The organism is Streptomyces sp. NBC_01428, assembly GCF_036231965.1.
GTDB lineage: Bacteria > Actinomycetota > Actinomycetes > Streptomycetales > Streptomycetaceae > Streptomyces.
In genome coordinates this window covers 4,087,564-4,106,741 of sequence record NZ_CP109499.1, presented here as the reverse complement: position 1 = coordinate 4,106,741, position 19,178 = coordinate 4,087,564, and the positions used below count along the sequence as shown (strand labels likewise).

At 70.7% G+C, this 19,178-nt stretch carries 12 protein-coding genes and 1 riboswitch; of the genes, 7 read left to right on the top strand and 5 right to left on the bottom strand.

The window, feature by feature from the left end:
• The first annotated feature begins 5 nt into the window (after positions 1-5).
• The 4 genes from nuoL to recQ all read left to right on the top strand — a co-directional run bounded on the left by nuoL (position 6) and on the right by recQ (position 7,516).
• Positions 6-1,919, top strand: a complete 1,914-nt coding sequence (nuoL, locus tag OG406_RS17725) for an NADH-quinone oxidoreductase subunit L (protein ID WP_329186599.1) — start codon at positions 6-8, stop codon at positions 1,917-1,919.
• Between the two features lie 5 nt (positions 1,920-1,924).
• Complete coding sequence (locus OG406_RS17720) at positions 1,925-3,496, top strand: NADH-quinone oxidoreductase subunit M (protein ID WP_164369614.1); 1,572 nt, start codon at positions 1,925-1,927, stop codon at positions 3,494-3,496.
• On the top strand, positions 3,493-5,151 hold the full coding sequence (gene nuoN, locus OG406_RS17715; protein ID WP_329186597.1) for an NADH-quinone oxidoreductase subunit NuoN: 1,659 nt from the start codon (positions 3,493-3,495) through the stop codon (positions 5,149-5,151). Before OG406_RS17720 ends, nuoN begins: the two co-directional genes overlap by 4 nt.
• Before the next feature lie 310 nt (positions 5,152-5,461).
• A complete protein-coding gene (recQ, locus tag OG406_RS17710) occupies positions 5,462-7,516 on the top strand; it encodes a DNA helicase RecQ (protein ID WP_329190853.1) in 2,055 nt (684 codons plus the stop codon).
• Positions 7,517-7,785: 269 nt separating this feature from the next.
• Here the strand turns inward: recQ and fahA are convergent, their stop codons facing one another.
• The gene (gene fahA, locus OG406_RS17705) at positions 7,786-9,015 is read right to left on the bottom strand and encodes a fumarylacetoacetase (RefSeq protein ID WP_164369615.1); all 1,230 of its coding nucleotides are present in this window, start codon (positions 9,013-9,015) and stop codon (positions 7,786-7,788) included.
• A 228-nt stretch (positions 9,016-9,243) separates the two neighbouring features.
• Here fahA and OG406_RS17700 point away from each other — a divergent pair, with 228 nt between their 5' ends.
• A complete protein-coding gene (locus OG406_RS17700) occupies positions 9,244-10,515 on the top strand; it encodes a carboxylate--amine ligase (protein ID WP_329186595.1) in 1,272 nt (423 codons plus the stop codon).
• A 27-nt stretch (positions 10,516-10,542) separates the two neighbouring features.
• The gene (locus OG406_RS17695) at positions 10,543-11,763 is read left to right on the top strand and encodes an FAD-dependent oxidoreductase (protein WP_164369617.1); all 1,221 of its coding nucleotides are present in this window, start codon (positions 10,543-10,545) and stop codon (positions 11,761-11,763) included.
• A gap of 36 nt (positions 11,764-11,799) precedes the next feature.
• Here the strand turns inward: OG406_RS17695 and OG406_RS17690 are convergent, their stop codons facing one another.
• Entirely contained in the window at positions 11,800-12,807 is a 1,008-nt protein-coding gene (locus OG406_RS17690) for a hypothetical protein (protein ID WP_329186593.1), read from the bottom strand.
• Between the two features lie 319 nt (positions 12,808-13,126).
• On the opposite strand from OG406_RS17690, the gene OG406_RS17685 reads away from it, so the two are divergent.
• The gene (locus OG406_RS17685) at positions 13,127-13,936 is read left to right on the top strand and encodes an HAD family hydrolase (protein WP_266615704.1); all 810 of its coding nucleotides are present in this window, start codon (positions 13,127-13,129) and stop codon (positions 13,934-13,936) included.
• A 261-nt stretch (positions 13,937-14,197) separates the two neighbouring features.
• Here the strand turns inward: OG406_RS17685 and OG406_RS17680 are convergent, their stop codons facing one another.
• The 3 genes from OG406_RS17680 to OG406_RS17670 form a co-directional block, all read right to left on the bottom strand.
• The gene (locus tag OG406_RS17680; protein WP_081218802.1) at positions 14,198-14,917 is read right to left on the bottom strand and encodes a LysM peptidoglycan-binding domain-containing protein; all 720 of its coding nucleotides are present in this window, start codon (positions 14,915-14,917) and stop codon (positions 14,198-14,200) included.
• 4 nt (positions 14,918-14,921) lie between these two features.
• Positions 14,922-15,082, bottom strand: a riboswitch (cyclic di-AMP (ydaO/yuaA leader).
• 536 nt (positions 15,083-15,618) lie between these two features.
• The gene (locus OG406_RS17675; RefSeq protein ID WP_329186590.1) at positions 15,619-17,616 is read right to left on the bottom strand and encodes a CocE/NonD family hydrolase; all 1,998 of its coding nucleotides are present in this window, start codon (positions 17,614-17,616) and stop codon (positions 15,619-15,621) included.
• A 10-nt stretch (positions 17,617-17,626) separates the two neighbouring features.
• Positions 17,627-19,123 carry a peptide MFS transporter gene (locus OG406_RS17670; RefSeq protein WP_164369620.1) on the bottom strand — a complete coding sequence of 499 codons (1,497 nt, stop codon included), beginning with the start codon at positions 19,121-19,123 and terminating at the stop codon, positions 17,627-17,629.
• Positions 19,124-19,178 lie beyond the last annotated feature (55 nt).

Below are 19,178 nucleotides of genomic sequence, written 5' to 3'. Positions count from 1 at the left end.
GAATCGTGGAGAACCTGATTGCGCTGCTCGTCGCGGCGCCTCTGCTCGGAGCGGCCGTACTGCTGTGCGGCGGCCGGCGGCTGGACGCCGTCGGCCACTGGATCGGCACCGCGCTCGCGGCGGCCTCCTTCGTGATCGGCGCCGTGCTCTTCGCCGACATGCTGGGGAAGGGCGCCGAGGACCGGTCCCTGACCCAGCACCTGTTCACCTGGATCCCCGTCGGGGGCTTCCGCGCGGACGTCGGCTTCCAGCTCGACCAGCTGTCGATGACGTTCGTGCTGCTGATCACCGGCGTCGGCTCGCTCATCCACCTGTACTCGATCGGGTACATGGAGCACGACGAGCGCCGCCGCCGTTTCTTCGGCTATCTGAACCTGTTCCTGGCGGCGATGCTGCTGCTCGTCCTCGCCGACAACTACCTGTTGCTGTACGTCGGCTGGGAGGGCGTCGGTCTCGCCTCGTATCTGCTGATCGGTTTCTGGCAGCACAAGCCCAGCGCCGCCACCGCCGCGAAGAAGGCCTTCCTGGTCAACCGCGTCGGCGACATGGGCCTGTCCATCGCCATCATGCTGATGTTCACGACCTTCGGGACCTTCGCCTTCGGGCCGGTGCTCGGCACCGAGGAGCACCCGGGCCTGGTCGGGGACGCCAGTGAGGGCAAGCTCACCGCTGTCGCCCTGATGCTGCTCCTCGCGGCCTGCGGCAAGTCGGCCCAGGTGCCGCTGCAGTCCTGGCTCGGGGACGCGATGGAGGGCCCGACCCCGGTCTCGGCCCTCATCCACGCCGCGACCATGGTGACCGCCGGTGTGTACCTGATCGTGCGTTCGGCCAACGTGTTCAACGCGGCGCCCGACGCCCAGCTCGTCGTCACCGTGGTGGGCGGGGTCACCCTCCTGTTCGGTGCGATCGTCGGTTGCGCGAAGGACGACATCAAGAAGGCGCTGGCCGGCTCGACCATGTCGCAGATCGGCTACATGGTGCTCGCCGCGGGCCTCGGCCCCATCGGCTACGTCTTCGCGATCATGCACCTGGTGACGCACGGCTTCTTCAAGGCCGGGCTCTTCCTCGGCGCCGGTTCGGTCATGCACGGCATGAACGACGAGGTGGACATGCGGAAGTTCGGCGGTCTGCGGAAGTACATGCCGGTCACGTTCGTGACGTTCGGCCTCGGCTACCTCGCGATCATCGGCTTCCCGGGCCTGTCCGGCTTCTTCTCCAAGGACAAGATCATCGAGGCGGCCTTCGCCAAGGGCGGTACCGAGGGCTGGATCCTCGGCAGCGTGGCCCTGCTGGGCGCCGCGATCACCGCGTACTACATGACGCGCGTGATGATCATGACGTTCTTCGGAGAGAAGCGCTGGCGCCCCGACGCGGACGGCCACGAGCCGCACCCGCACGAGTCGCCCCGTTCCATGACGATCCCCATGATCGTGCTGGCCTTCGGGTCGGTCTTCGCGGGCGGTTTCTTCAGCATCGGCGACCGCTTCCTGCACTGGCTGGAGCCGGTCACCGGGCACTCCGAGGGGGACTCGCCCGTCAGCGCCCTCACGGTCACGGTGGCCACGATGGTGCTGCTGGTCGTCGGCGCGGGTATCGCCTACCTCCAGTACGGCCGCAGCTCCGTCCCGGTCGTCGCCCCGCGCGGCTCCGTACTCACCCGGGCGGCCCGACGCGACCTGTACCAGGACGACTTCAACCACGTCGTGCTGGTACGCGGCGGTGAGCACCTCACCCGCTCCCTGGTGTACGTCGACCACACGCTGGTCGACGGGGTCGTCAACGGAACGGCGGCCTCGGTGGGCGGCCTCTCCGGGCGGCTGCGCAAGCTGCAGAACGGCTATGCGCGCAGTTACGCGGTCTCGATGTTCGGCGGTGCGGCCATCCTCGTCGCCGCGACCCTGCTGATGAGGGCGGTCTGATACCGATGTCCTTTCCTCTACTGACAGCGACGGCGGTGCTCCCGGCCCTCGGGGCGATCGCCACGGCCGCCGTGCCGGCCGCACGGCGCGTCGCCGCCAAGTGGCTCGCGCTGGTGGTCTCCCTGGGCACCCTGGCGCTCGCCGTGGTCACCCTGGTGCGCTTCGACCCGGGCGGTGACCGTTACCAGCTCACCGAATCGCACGCCTGGATCGCGGACTTCGGTGTGCGGTACGAGCTGGGTGTGGACGGCATCGGGGTGGCGCTCGTCGCGCTCACCGCGCTGCTGATGCCGTTCGTGATCCTGGCGGGCTGGCACGACGCCGACCCGCAGGAGACCGGCAACAAGCGGTGGCGGCCGACGCAGGGCTTCTTCGCCCTGATCCTGGCCGTCGAGGCGATGGTGATCATCTCCTTCGAGGCCACCGACGTCTTCCTCTTCTACATCTTCTTCGAAGCCATGCTCATCCCGATGTACTTCCTCATCGGCGGCTTCGGGGACCGTGCCCACGAGCACGGCGACGAGGCGGCGGCGACCCAACGCTCGTACGCCGCGGTGAAGTTCCTCCTCTACAACCTGGTCGGCGGCCTCATCATGCTGGCCGCGGTGATCGGGCTGTACGTGGTGGCGGGGAACTTCTCGCTCCAGGAGATCGTCCAGGCCCGGGCCGACGGATCGCTGCACATGGCGACCAGCACCGAGCGGTGGCTGTTCCTCGGCTTCTTCTTCGCCTTCGCGGTGAAGGCGCCGCTGTGGCCGCTGCACACCTGGCTGCCCAACGCCATGGGTGAGGCCACCGCCCCGGTCGCGGTGCTGATCACGGCGGTCGTCGACAAGGTCGGCACCTTCGCGATGCTCCGCTTCTGCCTCCAGCTCTTCCCGGAGGCCAGCAAGTGGGCGACGCCCGTGATCCTCGTCCTGGCGCTGATCAGCATCATCTACGGTGCGCTGCTCGCGGTCGGACAGCGGGACATCAAGCGGCTGGTCGCGTACGCGTCGATCTCGCACTTCGGCTTCATCATCCTGGGCATCTTCGCGATGACCACCCAGGGCCAGTCGGGCGCGACGCTCTACATGGTCAACCACGGGATCTCGACGGCCGCCCTGATGCTGGTGGCCGGCTTCCTGATCTCGCGTCGTGGTTCGCGCCTCATCGCCGACTACGGAGGGGTGCAGAAGGTCGCCCCGGTGCTCGCGGGCACGTTCCTGATCGGCGGTCTCGCGACCCTCTCGCTCCCGGGGCTCGCGCCCTTCGTGAGTGAATTCCTGGTCCTGGTGGGCACGTTCACGCGCTACCCCGTCGTCGGCATCATCGCCACCTTCGGCATCGTCCTCGCCGCGCTCTACACCCTCGTCCTGTACCAGCGGACGATGACGGGCCCGGTCAAGGCGGAGGTCGCCGAGATGCCGGACCTCAGGGTGCGCGAGCTCCTGGTGGTCGCCCCGCTGATCGCACTGCTGATCTTCCTGGGCGTCTACCCGAAGCCGGTCACCGACATCGTCAACCCGGCGGTCAAGCAGACCATGTCAGACGTACACAAGACGGACCCCCAGCCCGAGGTGGAGGCGGCCAAGTGAGCGCATCAGCCGTCCACAGCCTGTGGACAACGGCGGCAGTCGCGGCCGGCCCGATCCCCAAGATCAACGCACCGAAGATCGAATACGGGCAATTGTCCCCCGTCTTGATCATTCTCGGCGCCGCGATCATCGGGGTCCTGGTCGAGGCCTTCGTGCCGCGCAAGTCCCGCTACTACGCACAACTGTTCGTCTCCGTCGTCGCACTCGCCGCCGCGTTCGCCGCGGTGGTGGCGCTCGCGGCCGGTGGATACGGCACCACCAAGGCGCACATCGCCGCGATGGGAGCCGTCGCGGTCGACGGACCGGCCCTGTTCCTCCAGGGCACGATCCTGCTGGTCGGACTGCTCGGCGTGTTCACCTTCGCCGAGCGGCGCCTCGACCCCGAGGCGCACGGCAACCGCGTCGACTCCTTCGCCGCGCAGGCCGCGTCCGTGCCGGGCAGCGACAGCGAGAAGGCGGCCGTGAAGGCCGGGTTCACCACCACCGAGGTGTTCCCGCTGCTGCTCTTCGCGATCAGCGGCATGCTGGTCTTCCCGGCGGCCAACGACCTGCTGACGCTGTTCATCGCGCTGGAGGTCTTCTCGCTCCCGCTGTACCTGCTCTGCGCCCTGGCCCGCCGCAAGCGGCTCATGTCGCAGGAGGCCGCGGTGAAGTACTTCCTGCTCGGCGCCTTCGCCTCGGCGTTCACCCTCTTCGGCATCGCCCTGCTGTACGGCTACGCCGGCTCCGTGTCGTACGCGACGATCTCGCAGGTCGTCGACGGCACGATCACCAGCGTCGACCCCGCGCTCGCCGGCACCATGGGCAACGACGTCCTGCTGCTCATCGGCACCGCCCTGATCGTCATGGGCCTGCTCTTCAAGGTCGGCGCGGTGCCCTTCCACATGTGGACACCGGACGTCTACCAGGGAGCGCCGACCCCGGTCACCGGCTTCATGGCGGCGGCGACGAAGGTGGCCGCGTTCGGCGCGCTGCTGCGCCTGCTGTACGTCGTCCTGCCGGGCCTGCGCTGGGACTGGCGGCCGGTCATGTGGGCGGTGGCGATCGTCACCATGCTGGGCGGCGCGATCGTCGCGATCACCCAGACCGACATCAAGCGGCTGCTGGCGTACTCGTCGATCGCGCACGCGGGATTCATCCTCGCGGGTGTCATCGCGACGTCGCCCGACGGCGTCTCCTCGGTGCTCTTCTACCTCGGCGCGTACTCGTTCGTCACGATCGGCGCCTTCGCCGTCGTCACGCTCGTCCGGGACGCGGGAGGCGAGGCCACGCACCTGTCCAAGTGGGCGGGGCTCGGACGCAGGTCACCGTTGGTGGCCGCCGTGTTCGCGATCTTCCTGCTCGCCTTCGCCGGCATTCCGCTGACCTCAGGGTTCGCCGGAAAGTTCGCCGTGTTCAAGGCGGCGGCGGAGGGCGGCGCGGGCGCGCTGGTCGTGGTCGGTGTGATCTCGTCGGCGATCGCCGCGTTCTTCTACATCCGTGTGATCGTGCTGATGTTCTTCAGCGAGCCGAAGCCCGAGGGGCCGACGGTCGCCGTGCCGTCGCCGCTGACCATGACCGCCATCGCGGTGGGCGTGGTGGTCACGCTGGTGCTGGGTGTGGCACCGCAGTACTTCCTGGACCTGGCCGGTCAGGCCGGGGTCTTCGTGCGCTGAACACCGCGTCCCACGGGCCGGGCCCCGCTCCCTCTCCGGGAGCGGGGCCCGGCCCGTTCGCGTGGGCCCCGTGAGGCCGGCAGCCCGTGGGCCGAGTGCGCGGGCGGGCCGAGTCCGCGGCGGGCGTCGGTCGCGGGCCGAACACGTTCTGACGACTTCTGACGTCTTCTGGCGTCTTCCGAAGCATTCCGACGCTTTTCGCTGCGTAGGGAAGTCGGGCGGTCGCAGCCTGTGGACAACTCTCGGACTGTCGGCGCGGACCCCTATCGTGGACGCAGTGGTCGAGGCGCGACGTACGGGGGACAGGACGATGGGCGGGACGGGTGTGATGACCGGAGCGGACGCGACGGAGACGCTGGGCGAGAGCGAGGCACTGGCCACCCTCCACCGGGTCTTCGGGTACGACGCCTTCCGCGGCGAGCAGGAAGCGATCATCGAGCACGTGGTGGCGGGCGGTGACGCCGTCGTCCTGATGCCGACCGGTGGCGGCAAGTCCCTCTGCTACCAGATTCCGTCGCTGGTCAGGCCAGGTACGGGCATCGTGGTCTCGCCGCTCATCGCGCTCATGCAGGACCAGGTGGACGCGCTGCGGGCCCTGGGTGTGCGCGCCGGGTTCATGAACTCCACGCAGGACTTCGACGAGCGGCGCGTGGTCGAGGCCGAGTTCCTGGCCGGGGAGCTCGACCTGCTCTACCTCGCCCCGGAGCGACTGCGCCTGGAATCCACGCTGGATCTGATCTCCCGGGGCAAGGTCTCCCTCTTCGCCATCGACGAGGCGCACTGTGTCGCACAGTGGGGCCACGACTTCCGCCCGGACTATCTGGCGCTGTCCCTGCTCGGCGAGCGCTGGCCGGACGTCCCGCGGCTCGCGCTGACGGCCACGGCCACCCGCGCGACGCACAAGGAGATCACCCAGCGCCTGGGCATGCCCGCGGCCCGCCACTTCGAGGCGAGCTTCGACCGCCCGAACATCCAGTACCGGATCGTCCCCAAGGCCGACCCCAAGAAGCAGTTGCTGTCCTTCCTACGCGAGGAGCACGCGGGCGACGCGGGCATCGTCTACTGCCTCTCGCGCAACTCCGTCGACAAGACGGCCGAGTTCCTCTCGCGCAACGGCATCGAGGCGGTGCCGTACCACGCGGGCCTGGACGCGGGGACCCGCGCCGCCCACCAGTCGCGCTTCCTGCGGGAAGAAGGACTCGTGGTGGTCGCCACGATCGCCTTCGGCATGGGCATCGACAAGCCGGACGTACGGTTCGTCGCCCACCTCGACCTGCCGAAGTCGGTGGAGGGCTACTACCAGGAGACGGGCCGGGCCGGCCGGGACGGCATGCCGTCCACGGCGTGGATGGCGTACGGCCTGCAGGACGTGGTCCAGCAGCGCAAGATGATCCAGGGCTCGGAGGGGGACGAGGCGTTCCGCCGGCGGGCCGCCTCCCACCTGGACGCGATGCTCGCCCTGTGCGAGACGGCGCAGTGCCGGCGCTCGCAGCTCCTCGCCTACTTCGGCCAGGACCCGAACACCCCGGCGTGCGGGAACTGCGACACCTGCCTGACGCCCCCGGAGACCTGGGACGGCACGGTCGCCGCGCAGAAGCTGCTGTCCACCGTGGTGCGCCTCCAGCGGGAGCGGGGGCAGAAGTTCGGCGCGGGGCAGATCGTCGACATCCTGCTCGGCCGGCGGACCGCGAAGGTGATCCAGTTCGACCACGACCAGCTGTCCGTCTTCGGGATCGGCGAGGAGCTGGCCGAGGCCGAATGGCGCGGTGTCGCGAGACAGTTGCTGGCCCAGGGCCTGATCGCGGTCGAGGGCGAGTACGGCACGCTGGTGCTGACCGACGCCAGCGGGACCGTCCTGCGACGCGAGCGGGACGTGCCGCTGCGGAAGGAGCCGCCGAAGCCGGTGGCCTCCCGGTCGTCCGGCTCCAAGGGTGAGCGGAAGGCCAAGGCCGCTGCCGCGGCGGCGGAGCTGCCGGCCGAGCTCGTGCCCGCCTTCGAGGCGCTGCGTGCCTGGCGCGGTGAACAGGCGCGCGAGCAGGGCGTCCCGGCGTACGTCATCTTCCACGACGCCACGCTGCGGGAGATCGCCACGCTGTGGCCCACCTCGGTGAGAGACCTGGGCACCATCAGCGGGGTGGGCGAGAAGAAGCTCGCCACGTACGGGGAGGGTGTGATCGAGGTGCTGGCGTCACTGGGCGGCGCACCGGCACAGGCACCCGCGCCGGGAGCCGTCCCGACACCCGCACCGAGAGCCGTCCCGGCGCAGGCATCGGCCACGTCGGCCTCTGCTCCCGCGGCCGACCACGGACCCGACCCGGACTGGCCCGAGCTGGACCAGGAGCCCGAGCCCGAGGACTGGATGTAGCGCGCCCGGTCCCTGAGCGGGGGCGCCGGCTGCGCGCACGCCGGTGGAGACATCGCCGGGTGCGTCTGGCCGGGTCCGCGGCCGGACGCACCCGGCGGGTACACCGGCCGGGTCCGCCGTCGGACGCACCGGCGGGTCGACACCGGCCGGTCCGACAACGGGCCACGGTGGCCAGGGCCCTGGCCACCGTGACACGGACTCCCCGGGTCACGGACTCCCCGTGAAGGGGGAGATCCCCGTCGAGGGGCGGCCCGTTACGGGGCGGCCCGCTACGGGGTGACGGCCGGGGTGATGCGGCCCCGGACCTCGCCCAGGCCCACCCGGGTACCGCCCGGGCCCGGCGCCCACGCGGTCAGGGTGACCTCGTCGCCGTCCTCCAGGAAGGTGCGCTTGCCGTCGGGGAGTTCGAGGGCGTCGCGGCCGTTCCAGGTGAGTTCGAGCAGGGAGCCGCGTTCCGCGTCGGAGGGGCCGCTGACGGTTCCGGAGCCGTACAGGTCGCCGGTGCGCAGGGAGGCGCCGTTGACCGTCATGTGCGCCAGTTGCTGGGCGGCCGTCCAGTACATGGTGGAGAAGGGCGGCTCGGAGACGACGTGGCCGTTGACGGCGACGGAGATCCGCAGGTCGTAGCCGCCCGGGTCCTCGGAGGCGTCGTCGAGGTAGGGGAGGAGGGGGTGCGTGCGGGCCGGGGGCGCCACACGGGCCTCGTCGAGGGCGTCGAGCGGGGTGATCCACGCGGACACCGACGTGGCGAAGGACTTGCCGAGGAACGGGCCGAGGGGGACGTACTCCCAGGCCTGCAGGTCGCGGGCCGACCAGTCGTTGAGGAGGCAGAGCCCGAAGACGTGGTCGCGGTAGTCGCCCAGTCCCACGGGCCGGCCCATCTCGGTGGGGGTGCCGACGACGAAGCCGACCTCCGCCTCGATGTCCAGCCGGACCGACGGACCGAAGACGGGAGCGGCGTCCGTGGGGGCCTTGCGCTGGCCCGAGGGGCGTACGACGTCCGTGCCGGAGACCACGACCGTGCCGGAGCGGCCGTGGTAGCCGATCGGCAGGTGCTTCCAGTTGGGCGTGAGGGAGTCGGCGGCGTCGGGACGGAAGATCTGGCCGACGTTCCGGGCGTGGTTCTCGGAGGCGTAGAAGTCGACGTAGTCCGCGACGGTGAAGGGGAGGTGGAGCGTCACCTCGGAGAGGGGACGGAAGTGGGGAGCGAGCGTCTCCCGGTGGGCCGGCACGGTCACCCAGGCCGTCAGCGCGCGCCGGACGTCGGACCAGGCGGTGCGACCGGCGGCGAGCAGCGGGTCCAGCGTCGGCTGCGCGAGCAGTCCGGCATACGGGGAGCCGAGTGCGCGGGCGGCGGCACCCGCGTCCAGCACATGGTCGCCGAGGCGCACGCCCACGCGCCGCTCGGCGGCACCTGCCGCGCCGGTCGGGGAGAACACGCCGTACGGGAGGTTGTGCGGGCCGAAGGGATCGCCCTCGGGGACATCGAAGGGGGGCATCGGTAGGTGCCTCGCTTTCGGATTCGTACGCGCCATGTGATCCATGCGTTCCACGCGTTTCCTGTGGTCGGGGCACACGTTACGGGGGAGTGGGCCCGCAGCGGCAGTGTCTAAAGAGTTTGCAATGTCCGGATTGGCCTTGTCGGACTGGGTAATTCCGGCTTAGCGTCCTTTGGGGGACACGGACGGGGTGGGTCCGGTCCGTAGGGGGGACATGTGGGGGGACGCATGGCCAGGAGTTCCAGCGGCGTGCCGGTCGACGCCGACCGTGAAGTCCCGGGCCTGATAGTCAAGTTCGGCGCCTATCCGCTGCACCACGGCGGGGTGGGAGCCATCCGGAGCCTGGGCCGGCTGGGCATACCCATGTACGCCATCACCGAGGACCGGTACACGCCGGCCGCCAGTTCGCGCTATCTGCGGCGCGCGTTCGTGTGGCCGACCACGGGGACGGAGGAACCCGAACAGCTCGTCGAAGGGCTGCTGCGCGTCGGCCGGCGCATCGGGCGACCCACCGTCCTCGTCCCGACCGACGAGGAGGCCGCGGTACTGATCGCCGAGCATCAGGAGGAGTTGGCCGGCCGCTTCCTCTTCCCGCGGGTGGACGCCAAGCTGCCGCGTCGGCTCGCCAGCAAGCAGGGGCTGCACGAGCTGTGCGTGGAGCACGGCATCCCCAGCCCCGCCGCGGCTTTTCCACAGTCGTACGAGGAGATCGAGGCGTTCGCCGAGAAGGCGCACTTCCCGCTCGTCGCCAAGAACCGCGAGGCGTTCGTGCGACGCAGCCGGCCGGCGGTGAACGGGACGACCCGGATCGCGACCCGGGAAGGGCTGATGGCCCTCGCCCGGGACTGGGGGCCGCAACCCGGCGTGATCCTCCAGGAGTACCTGCCGAGGGAGGACGCGGAGGACTGGATCGTGCACGCCTGCTTCGACGCGGACTCGACGCCGCTCGCGATGTTCACCGGCGTCAAGGTCCGCTCCTGGCCGCCGCACGCGGGCATGACGGCGAACGCGTACGTCGTCGACAATCCGGAACTCGCGGACATCGCCGCACGTTTCATCAAACAGATCGGCTTCACCGGAATCATCGACCTCGACCTGCGTTTCGACCGACGCGACGGTCAGTACAAGCTGCTCGACTTCAACCCGCGCATGGGCGCTCAGTTCCGGCTCTTCGAGAGCGAGTCGGGGATCGACGTCGTCCGTGCCCTGCATCTGAACCTGACCGGCCGTGCTGTTCCGGAGGGGGAACAGCGCGCCGGCCACCGGTACATCGTGGAGAACATCGACCTGCCGGCTCTGCTCGCCTACCGGCGCAGCGGTTACACGACACCGCACGCGCCGGCCCGCGCGAGCGGTACGGAGCTGGCCTGGCTCGCGGGTGACGACCTGCGGCCGTTCTTCACGATGCTCGCGCGCTTCGTGCGGCCGGGCGCGAGGCATCTGTACCACCTGTGGCGGACCAACCGCCGCGGCAGCACCAGCAGTTCCACCGCGAAGTAGGCGTAGTACGTCCTGGGGAGGGACTTCGTGATTCATCCGGTAGCAGTCATCGGCGCGGGGCCGTACGGACTGTCCACCGCCGCCCATCTGCGGGCGCGGGGCATTCCGGTGCGGGTCTTCGGCGAGCCCATGGTGAGCTGGCGCGACCACATGCCCGAGGGAATGCTCCTCAAGTCGACTCCGGCCGCCTCGAACATCGACGCCCCCCAGCCGGGGCACACCCTCGGTGACTACTGCGCGGCGGCGGGGATACCGCGCCTGGTCACGGACGAGGACATCATCCCGGTCGAGACGTTCATCGCGTACGGGGAGTGGTTCCGGCAGAAGCTCGTGCCCGAGCTGGAGCAGGTGCGGGTCGTCTCGGTCGACCGCAGGAGCGGCCCTGACGCGGCCGGGTCCGGGGGATTCGACATCAAGCTGGACTCGGGGGAGTCGTTCACCGCCCGCGCGGTCGTCGTCGCCACCGGGCTGTCGGGGCTGGCCCACCTGCCTCCCGAGTTGGCCGGGGCGGCGGCGGACGGTCCCACGCCCTCCGGCCCGGTCTCGCACAGCTCGCAACACCACGACCTGCGGCGCTTCTCCGGCAAGGAGCTGATCGTCGTCGGCGCCGGCCAGTCGGCGCTGGAGACGGCGGCACTGGCGGCGGAGGCGGGCGCGCAGGTCCGTGTCGTGTCCCGGGGGAAGGGGGCGGTCGACTTCGGTGCGCCTCCGTGGGACCAGCCGAAGCTGCGGCCGGAGTCGCCGTTCGGCCGCGCCTGGTCCCTGTGGGCCCTGAGCTACTACCCGCAGCCCTACCGTCATCTGCCCGCCGAGGCCCGGCACTACCTGGTGCGCCGCGTGCTCGGACCCCTCGGTGCCTGGTGGCTCAGGGACCGCTTCGAGGGCAAGGTCGGTGTCCGTGAGGTGGAGCGGATCGTCAGCGCGGCGGCCACCGACGGACAACCCGTCCTCACGGTGCGGACCCATGGGGGCCGGGTCGAGGAACTCACCGCCGATCACGTCATGGCGGCGACCGGCTATCGCGTCGACATCGCCGCGATGGACTTCCTCGGGCATGAGCTCCGAGCAGGGCTGGCCGCGAGCCGCGGCACGCCGAGGCTGGGCGCCGGGTACCGCTCCTCGCTGCCGGGGCTGTATTTCACGGGCCTGCCGGCGGCGTCCTCGTACGGTCCGGTGATGCGCTTCGTGTGCGGCACGGAGTTCGCCTCCCCGCGGCTCGCCAGGCACCTGGCGGCCGCGCACGGGTGAGCCGTCGGACCCCTCGCCCCCCGGGCAACTCGTGGGTCAGGACTCCTTCTTGAGGGTCCAGGCGCCCGAGTTGTCCGGTGGGGCGGGCCGGACGGTCCACCGGGAGAGGTCGCCGTCCGCCTCCGGGGCGCCCGAGGGCAGCATGCCCAGGGAGTCGGGTTCGAAGTAGAGGTGGTGCGCCCAGAACTCCGGGAGTTCATGACCGAGGAGGTCCTCACCCATGGGCGCGAGATCCTCGCCCACATGGCGTTCGTTGACGCGCGCGACGGCCTCCGCGCGCGAGACGCCGAAGCGGGTCACGAGCACGTCCGCCATCTCGCGGAAGTAGGCGAGCCACTCCGCGTCCAGGTCGATCAGGAACTCCTCGGTCCGCGGGGCGTTCTCGAAGACCGCCGCCGTCTGCCAGACCATGAAGTCCTCGATCACCCCGGGCGGGTTGGCGGCCCGGGTGGCCTTGACCTCCCAGCCCGGACTGTCCATGTCGAAGACGACGACCGGCAGGGCGCGGCCGAAGATCTCCGTGAGGGTTCCGTCGGCGTGCAGGCGCCGGGCGAGGTCGACGCAGTCGGCGTGGAACTGGAGCCGCAGCATCTCGGAGGCGAAGTCCAGTTCGTCCTCCTCGTCCTCCGGCAGGTCCATGGCGAGGAAGTCGTAGTCACCCTCGAACCAGATCCCCTGCTCCTTGGCCGCCTCCACGAACAGGGGCCCACCGACGGGGTCTTCGGGGACGTTGCCCAGCATCTCGAATCCGTCGAGCAGCCAGAGGGCGTAGTTCCAGCGCGCCTCGCCGGGGTCCTGCGGGAAGGTCTCCTTCGCGTACTGGGTCTCGGTGTTGTAGCCGATGGCCACGTACGGGTGGCGCTCGTCGCCGTCGACGCGCCAGACGCGGAGGGACAGCGCGTAGATCTCGGGCCGCAGGGCCTCCGGGAAGCGCCGGACGACGGCTTCGGCGGCGGTGCGCAGATGGTGCCGGAAGCGGTCCCCCGCGGGGGAGGCGTCGAGGCGCGCGTGCGCGGGCCGTCGTGCGATGGGCTCGGACGTCATGGATCTCCCCGGATTCTCGATGACGGTTTCCCGCCGCTGACGTCTGGCGTCCCCGCCGTGGCGAGTGCCCCGCGGAGTCGGCCTCGCCGGACCCGTACCCCGACCCCGGCGCCGGTGATCGTAGCCCCGGATCAGGGAGTTGAGCCGTTGTGATCGGTCCTGCACGGGAAAGTCCGTCTGGGCGGAAGCGGGCCCTGCGTGATCCCAACCGGTCGCAACGCGCCTGCCACCGTACGGCGAACGGCGTTGCTGACGGGATACCGGACGTCGTCCGGTTCACGCCGGGCCGATGTGTCGTTCGATCCGTATTCTTCGGATCATGGCCGCTCCGACTGCATATTCACTCATCGCCACTGACCTGGACGGAACGCTGCTGCGCGGCGACGACACGCTCTCCGACCGGTCACGGGCCGCGTTGGCGAAGGTGACCGCGTCGGGCGCGCAGCACCTGGTGGTGACGGGCCGTCCCGCACCGCGCGTTCGACCGCTGCTCGACGATCTCGGCGGTGCGGGGCTGGCGGTGTGCGGTCAGGGCGCTCAGCTGTACGACGCGGGGACGGACCGGCTGCTGTGGTCGGTGACCCTGGACAGGGAGTTGGCGGAGACGGCGCTCGGAAAGATCGAGGCGGAGGTCGGCCTGCTGTACGCGGCGGTGGACCAGGACGGCGTGGACGGGCTGACGCTCATCGAGCCGGGCTATGTGATGCCGCACCCCACGCTTCCTGCGGTGCGGGTGCGGCGCCGGGACGACCTCTGGGCGCAGCCGATCAGCAAGGTGCTGCTCCGCCACCCCACGATGTCCGACGACGAGTTGGCCTCGGCGGCGCGGGGAGTGGTCGGTTCGCTGGCGACGGTCACCATGTCGGGGCCGGGGACCGTCGAACTCCAGCCATGCGGGGTGACCAAGGCCACCGGTCTCGCGCTGGCCGCGACGCACCTCGGTCTCACCCCGTCGGCGACGCTGGCCTTCGGTGACATGCCCAACGACATCCCGATGTTCGACTGGGCCGCCCACGGGGTCGCGATGGCCAACGCCCATCCGGAACTGAAGGCGGTGGCGGACGAGGTCACGCTGTCGAACGAGGACGACGGGATCGCGGTGGTCCTGGAACGGATCTTCGGGTTCTAGGGCGTCCCCGCGACGGCGCGTCGCCGGCCCGAAGGGCGGGCCGGGCGATGCCCGGCCCCAGGATGTGAGCCGGCCCGGGGCGTCCGCCGATGCCCCGGGCCGTGCCCTTCGTACTTCTGGTGGGGACCGCCCCGCACACCCGGTCCGTCACCGTCCCGCGGGCCCGGTCGTTCATCGCCGACAGGCCGGTCCGTCACCACCGGCGGCCCCGAAGGTGCCGCCGGCCGGTGTCGTGCGAGAGGCGCGGGTGCGCCGGTGCGATCAGTAGGCGCCGTTGACGTTGTCGATCGAGCCGTACTTGTCGGCGGCGTAGTTGCAGGCGGCCGTGATGTTGGCGACCGGGTCGTAGGGGTCCATCGACGTGCCGGCCACGTGGTAGGCCTGGAACGTCGGGTCGATGACCTGAAGGAGGCCCTTCGAGGGGATGCCCGCGGCCGCGTTGGAGTCCCAGTTGTTGATGGCCTGGGGGTTGCCGGAGGACTCGCGCATCACGTTGCGGTAGATGCCGTCGTAGCTGCCCGGAATGCCCGCCTTGCCCATGATGTCCAGGGACTGCTTGATCCAGCCGTCCAGGTTGTTGGCGTACGTGGTGGCGGACGCCTGGGTGGCGGTGGTCTTGGCGGCCGTGGCCGCCTTCGCCGGAGCCTTCCCGGTCTTCGTGCCGACCGTCAGGGTCAGGCCCGTGCGGAGGTGGGCGGGGTTGTCGCCGATGACGGCGCGGTTCGCCGCGTACAGCTTCTGCCAGCCGCCGCTCGACGGGTACTTCTTCGCGATCTTGGTCAGGGTGTCGCCGGCGACCACCTTGTAGGTGACGAGCGAGACGTTCGGGACGGTCGCGGTCTTGGCGACCTGGGGGGTCGCGGCGTGGGCGCCGGTCGCGCTCATGAGCGGGAGGGCGAGGGCGAGGGCGCCCGTTCCGGCGGCGATCACTCCGCGGGTGATGAAGGTGGTACGGCCGTGACGCTGCGTTCCTGCGGGCATGACGAAATGTCCTCTCCGACGCCTGCGAGGTGAGCTGTCGGGTTCGGGCGGGAGATGCCCGGCCGCGCTGGTGGGCGCGGCTTCACCCCAAGCCGTTCCGGTCTCCCGGATCGGCGGCTTACCTGTGGTTCCCCCGCTCCTGCCGTGCGTGGGTGGGTGGGTTACCGGGCGACGGCAGGATTAGGCGATCCGCCCGGTGCGACGAGAACGTATGCGACTGCACATGTCGGGAACAAGGCCTGATGTGGCGGTGAAGATCGCTTTTGCCTGTTTAGAGCGCGGGCAATACGTCCGATTAGACCGGAATTGAATCCTCAACTTCCCTTTGGCAAAGGGGTCGGCACGGGGTGGGCGAGGGGTGATCCACTGGTCCGCGCGTGACCCAATTCACGCGCCGAGGGGTCACCAAGACGGCATGCCGGGCAAGTCGGGCATTACGCCACCGCTCTGTGCGGCGCGGGGAGTTCTCGGACGCACGCCGGGACGGCCCCGCCGGGTGCGGGAGGCGCGGGGTGCGGGAGGGCGGCGCCGGAGGGGGCGCCGGCGAAAGGTGCGGCGTGGGCTCGGAGTTGACGGCTTCCCGTCGGACGGCAGGCGACATCACGACGCGAGCCGGGCGAAATCCGGAGGCGGGCCGGGCGGATGCCGGACGGGAGCCGAACCGGGGGCGGCCGGTGAACTGCCGCCCCCGTCAAGTCCTTTCAGCCCGCGGTGCGCGGGATGCGCTTCTCCCAGGTCCGGTGGAAGACGACCTCGTCGCCGTCCCGGCAGACGACCTCGTTGGACGTGATGAAGTCCCGCGCGTCGCAGGTGATGGCCGAGGTCGTCTCGACGCGGGCGTCCCAGGGAAGGTCGGGGCGGTGCAGCCGGACCGACCAGGTGGAGCGGGCGCGGGCGGAGAGCGGGTCCGTCTCGTCGATCGTGTACGTCTCCCGCGCCTCCTCCGTGAACTCCAGACCGTCGGGATACACGCGGGTGCCGCCGTAGCGGGGGTCCACGTCGAGCCGCCAGGTGCCCGCGGCCACGTCACGCAGGACCAGGCGCTCCGGGCGCGGCTCGTCGAGCGTCACCGGGACCACCACGCCGAGCGGCTCGGCCTCCTCCGCCTCGCCGAAGGTGATGGAGGGGTCCGACTCCTGTGCCCGTACCGGGAGTTCCAGGCTGCTGCCCGCAGGGTCCAGCGTGAAGCCGGCCTCGGAGCCGGGCTGCGGCCAGACCCAGGGCCAGTACGCCGAGGAGACGCTCAGGCGGATGCGGTGGCCCGGGGGGAACGCGTAGCCGATGCCGTTCAGCTCGAACTCCACGTCCTCCGTGGTGCCCGGCTCCCAGGGAACCGCCTGGTCACGGCCCGTGCGTGCCGACAGGTTGAGGACACCCCGGGTGACGAGGGTGGAGGCGCCGTCGGGGGCCACGTCGCACAGCCGGGCGATCACCTGGCCCCGGGCGGACGCCGACATCAGCCGCAGCCGGACCCGGGGGCGGCCCAACACCCACGTCTCCTGCGGCACTTCGAACTCGAAACAGACGGACCTGGCGTCCTCCTCGCGCTGGTCCGGCGGCAGGTCCGCGTCGTTCCCGAACGGGAAGAAGCGGCCCGCGTCGACCCCCGTGTGCTGCGGGGAGCGCACCAGGCGCGGGGCGCCCTGGAACGCGTACGGGACGGGGGTGACCGACGGCGAGGGCCACGCCGGGTCGCCGACCCAGCGGCCCGGGAGCTCCGCGTACACCGTCGCCGGAGGATGCGCGTCCATCACGTAGGAGCGCAGGAGGGGGACGGCGAGCGCGCCCGAGTCCTCGTCCTTGAGCCAGTGGTCCCACCAGCGGAGCGTCTCCTGGAGGAAGCCGATCGCCGGGCCCGGCGGCAGGCCCCGGTCGGGGTACTGGTGGGACCAGGGGCCGATGAGACCGCGGACGCGGTCCGGCGGCAGGTTCTCGACCAGGCGCAGCACCGTGTCGCGGTACGGGTCGTGCCAGCCGCCGACCGCGAGGACCGCCGCACGGATCGCGCCGTAGTCCTCGCAGGCGCTGCCGTGCCGCCAGTAGGCGTCCCGGGTCTGGTGCGCCAGCCAGGTGTGGATGAACGGGTCGACGGCCTCCAGCCGCTCGGTCCACATGTCGCGCCACATCACCTCACCCACGTGCACCGGGTCCGGCGGGCGGGCGACGAAGGCGAGCATGGTGGCCGCCCACGCGTGCATGTCGACGGCGAGGACGGAACCACCCGTGTAGTGCACGTCGTTGTCATAGCGGTCGTCCGTCGAGCAGACCGTGACGACCGCCTTGAGCGCCTCGGGCGCGAGGGCCGCGATCTGGAGGGAGTTGAAGCCGCCCCAGGAGATCCCGAACATGCCGACCCGGCCGGTGCACCACGGCTGGGCGGCCAGCCACTCCACCACGGCGACCCCGTCGGCCAGCTCGGTCTCCGAGTACTCGTCGCCCGGCATGCCCTCCGAGTTGCCGTGGCCGCGCACGTCGACGCGGACGGAGGCGTAGCCGTGCCCGGCGTACCAGGGATGGCGCTGCCAGTCGCGCGGTGCCGTCCAGTCGGTCAGCCGGTACGGGAGGTACTCCAGGAGCGCCGGTACGGGCTCTTCCGTCACCGGCCGCCAGATCCGGGCGTACAGCCGGGTGCCGTCCGGGAGCGGGACGAGGACGTCCTCGTGAACGGTCTCGTAGGGGAAGGACGTACGGATGCGCATGCGGGTCACCTCAGTGGACGGGATGCATCGTGCGGCGGAGCCAGGGGGCGAGGGCCATCACGGCCAGGCCCGCCGCCACCGCGATCGCGCCGTTGACGCCGAAGTAGGCGGGCTTGGAGACGTCGTCGTAGAGCTTCACCGTCTGGGCCTGGATGCCGTTGGCGAGCGCGAGGGACAGGAACCAGAGGGACATCGTCTGGCTGGAGAAGGCGGCCGGGGCGAGCTTGGTGGTCGCGGACAGGCCGGACGTCTCCAGGAGGACGTCTCCGAGGCCGAGCAGCAGATAGGAGCCGACGATCCACCAGACCGACATCAGGTAGTCGTCCCCGCTGTGGCCGGAGGTCGGCAGCACGATGAGCAGGAACGACAGACCGCCGAGCACGACCCCGAGGGCGATCTTGTTCGAGGCGTGCGGCTGGCGGGTGCCCATCCGCATCCAGACGGCGGCCACCACCGGCGCGAGGGCGACCTCGAAGGCACCCAGCGCGGAGGCGTACCAGCCGGCCGGGAAGTCGAAGCCGAAGATCGTCGACTCGGCGTTCGACGAGGCCAGCAGGATCATCGTCGAGTAGGCCTGGAAGAGGATGAAGTTGAAGACGGTCGAGGCGAGGAAGAGGACCACGTAGGGGCGCAGCCTGCCGCGTTCCTCGGACGTCACCCGGGGGCTGGTGAACATCACCCAGAAATAGACGACGGGCAGGATCACCGAGACGACGGTCAGCAGGTCGACGAAGCGGTCCATGGTCAGCCAGCCGACGGAGGCGAGGAGCACGGCGAGGACCGCGACGGCCAGCAGTCCGAGGACGATCCCGCGGACGGCGCGGCGCATGGCGTCCGGCGCGAGGGCGAATTCCGCCGCGCGGGTGCGCCCGGCCAGGTGACGGCGGCCCGCCACGTACTGGATCAGGCCGAAGGTCATGCCGACCGCCGCCGCCGAGAAGCCCCAGTGCCAGCCCTCGTGGTCGCCGAGCCAGGCGGTGATCAGGGGACCGGCGAAGGCGCCGATGTTGATCGCCATGTAGTAGAGGGCGAAACCGGCGTCGCGGCGCTCGTCGTCGGTCCGGTAGAGCTTGCCGACCATGGTGGCGACGTTCGGCTTGAGCAGGCCGGTGCCCGCGCTGATCAGGCCGAGGCCCGCCCAGGTCGCGGCGGCCGCCGGGATCGCCATGGCGTAGTGGCCGCAGGCGATCAGGATGCCGCCCCACAGGACCGCGCGGTACGCGCCGAGCATCCGGTCGGCGAGCCAGCCGCCGGCGACGGAGACCAGGTAGACGAGCGTTCCGTAGGCCGCCGAGACCGAGGCGGCGGTGCCCGGCGCCATGCCGAGCCCGCCGTGGGACACGGTGTCGGCGAAGTAGAGGACGAGGATCGCCTGCATGCCGAGGAACGAGAACCGCTCCCAGACCTCCAGGCCGGAGAGCGTCAGGAGCCCCCTGGGCTGGCCGAGGAAGGCGGTGTCGTCGGCCGGGGGCGGGCCGGGTTCGGCTTCCACGGAGCTGCGGGACACTGCCACCCTCTTCCGCGTACCTCGGACCTCGGTACATGTCGTCGTATGTCAGCTC

What these genes read in the sequence shown, in the direction of transcription:
- OG406_RS17685 (WP_266615704.1), top strand. Translation starts at nt 13,127, where the DNA reads ATGGCCGCTCCGACTGCATATTCACTCATCGCCACTGACCTGGACGGA.
- OG406_RS17690 (WP_329186593.1), bottom strand. Translation starts at nt 12,807, where the DNA reads ATGACGTCCGAGCCCATCGCACGACGGCCCGCGCACGCGCGCCTCGAC.
- recQ (WP_329190853.1), top strand. Translation starts at nt 5,462, where the DNA reads ATGGGCGGGACGGGTGTGATGACCGGAGCGGACGCGACGGAGACGCTG.
- OG406_RS17675 (WP_329186590.1), bottom strand. Translation starts at nt 17,616, where the DNA reads ATGCGCATCCGTACGTCCTTCCCCTACGAGACCGTTCACGAGGACGTC.
- fahA (WP_164369615.1), bottom strand. Translation starts at nt 9,015, where the DNA reads ATGCCCCCCTTCGATGTCCCCGAGGGCGATCCCTTCGGCCCGCACAAC.
- OG406_RS17680 (WP_081218802.1), bottom strand. Translation starts at nt 14,917, where the DNA reads ATGCCCGCAGGAACGCAGCGTCACGGCCGTACCACCTTCATCACCCGC.
- OG406_RS17720 (WP_164369614.1), top strand. Translation starts at nt 1,925, where the DNA reads ATGTCCTTTCCTCTACTGACAGCGACGGCGGTGCTCCCGGCCCTCGGG.
- OG406_RS17700 (WP_329186595.1), top strand. Translation starts at nt 9,244, where the DNA reads ATGGCCAGGAGTTCCAGCGGCGTGCCGGTCGACGCCGACCGTGAAGTC.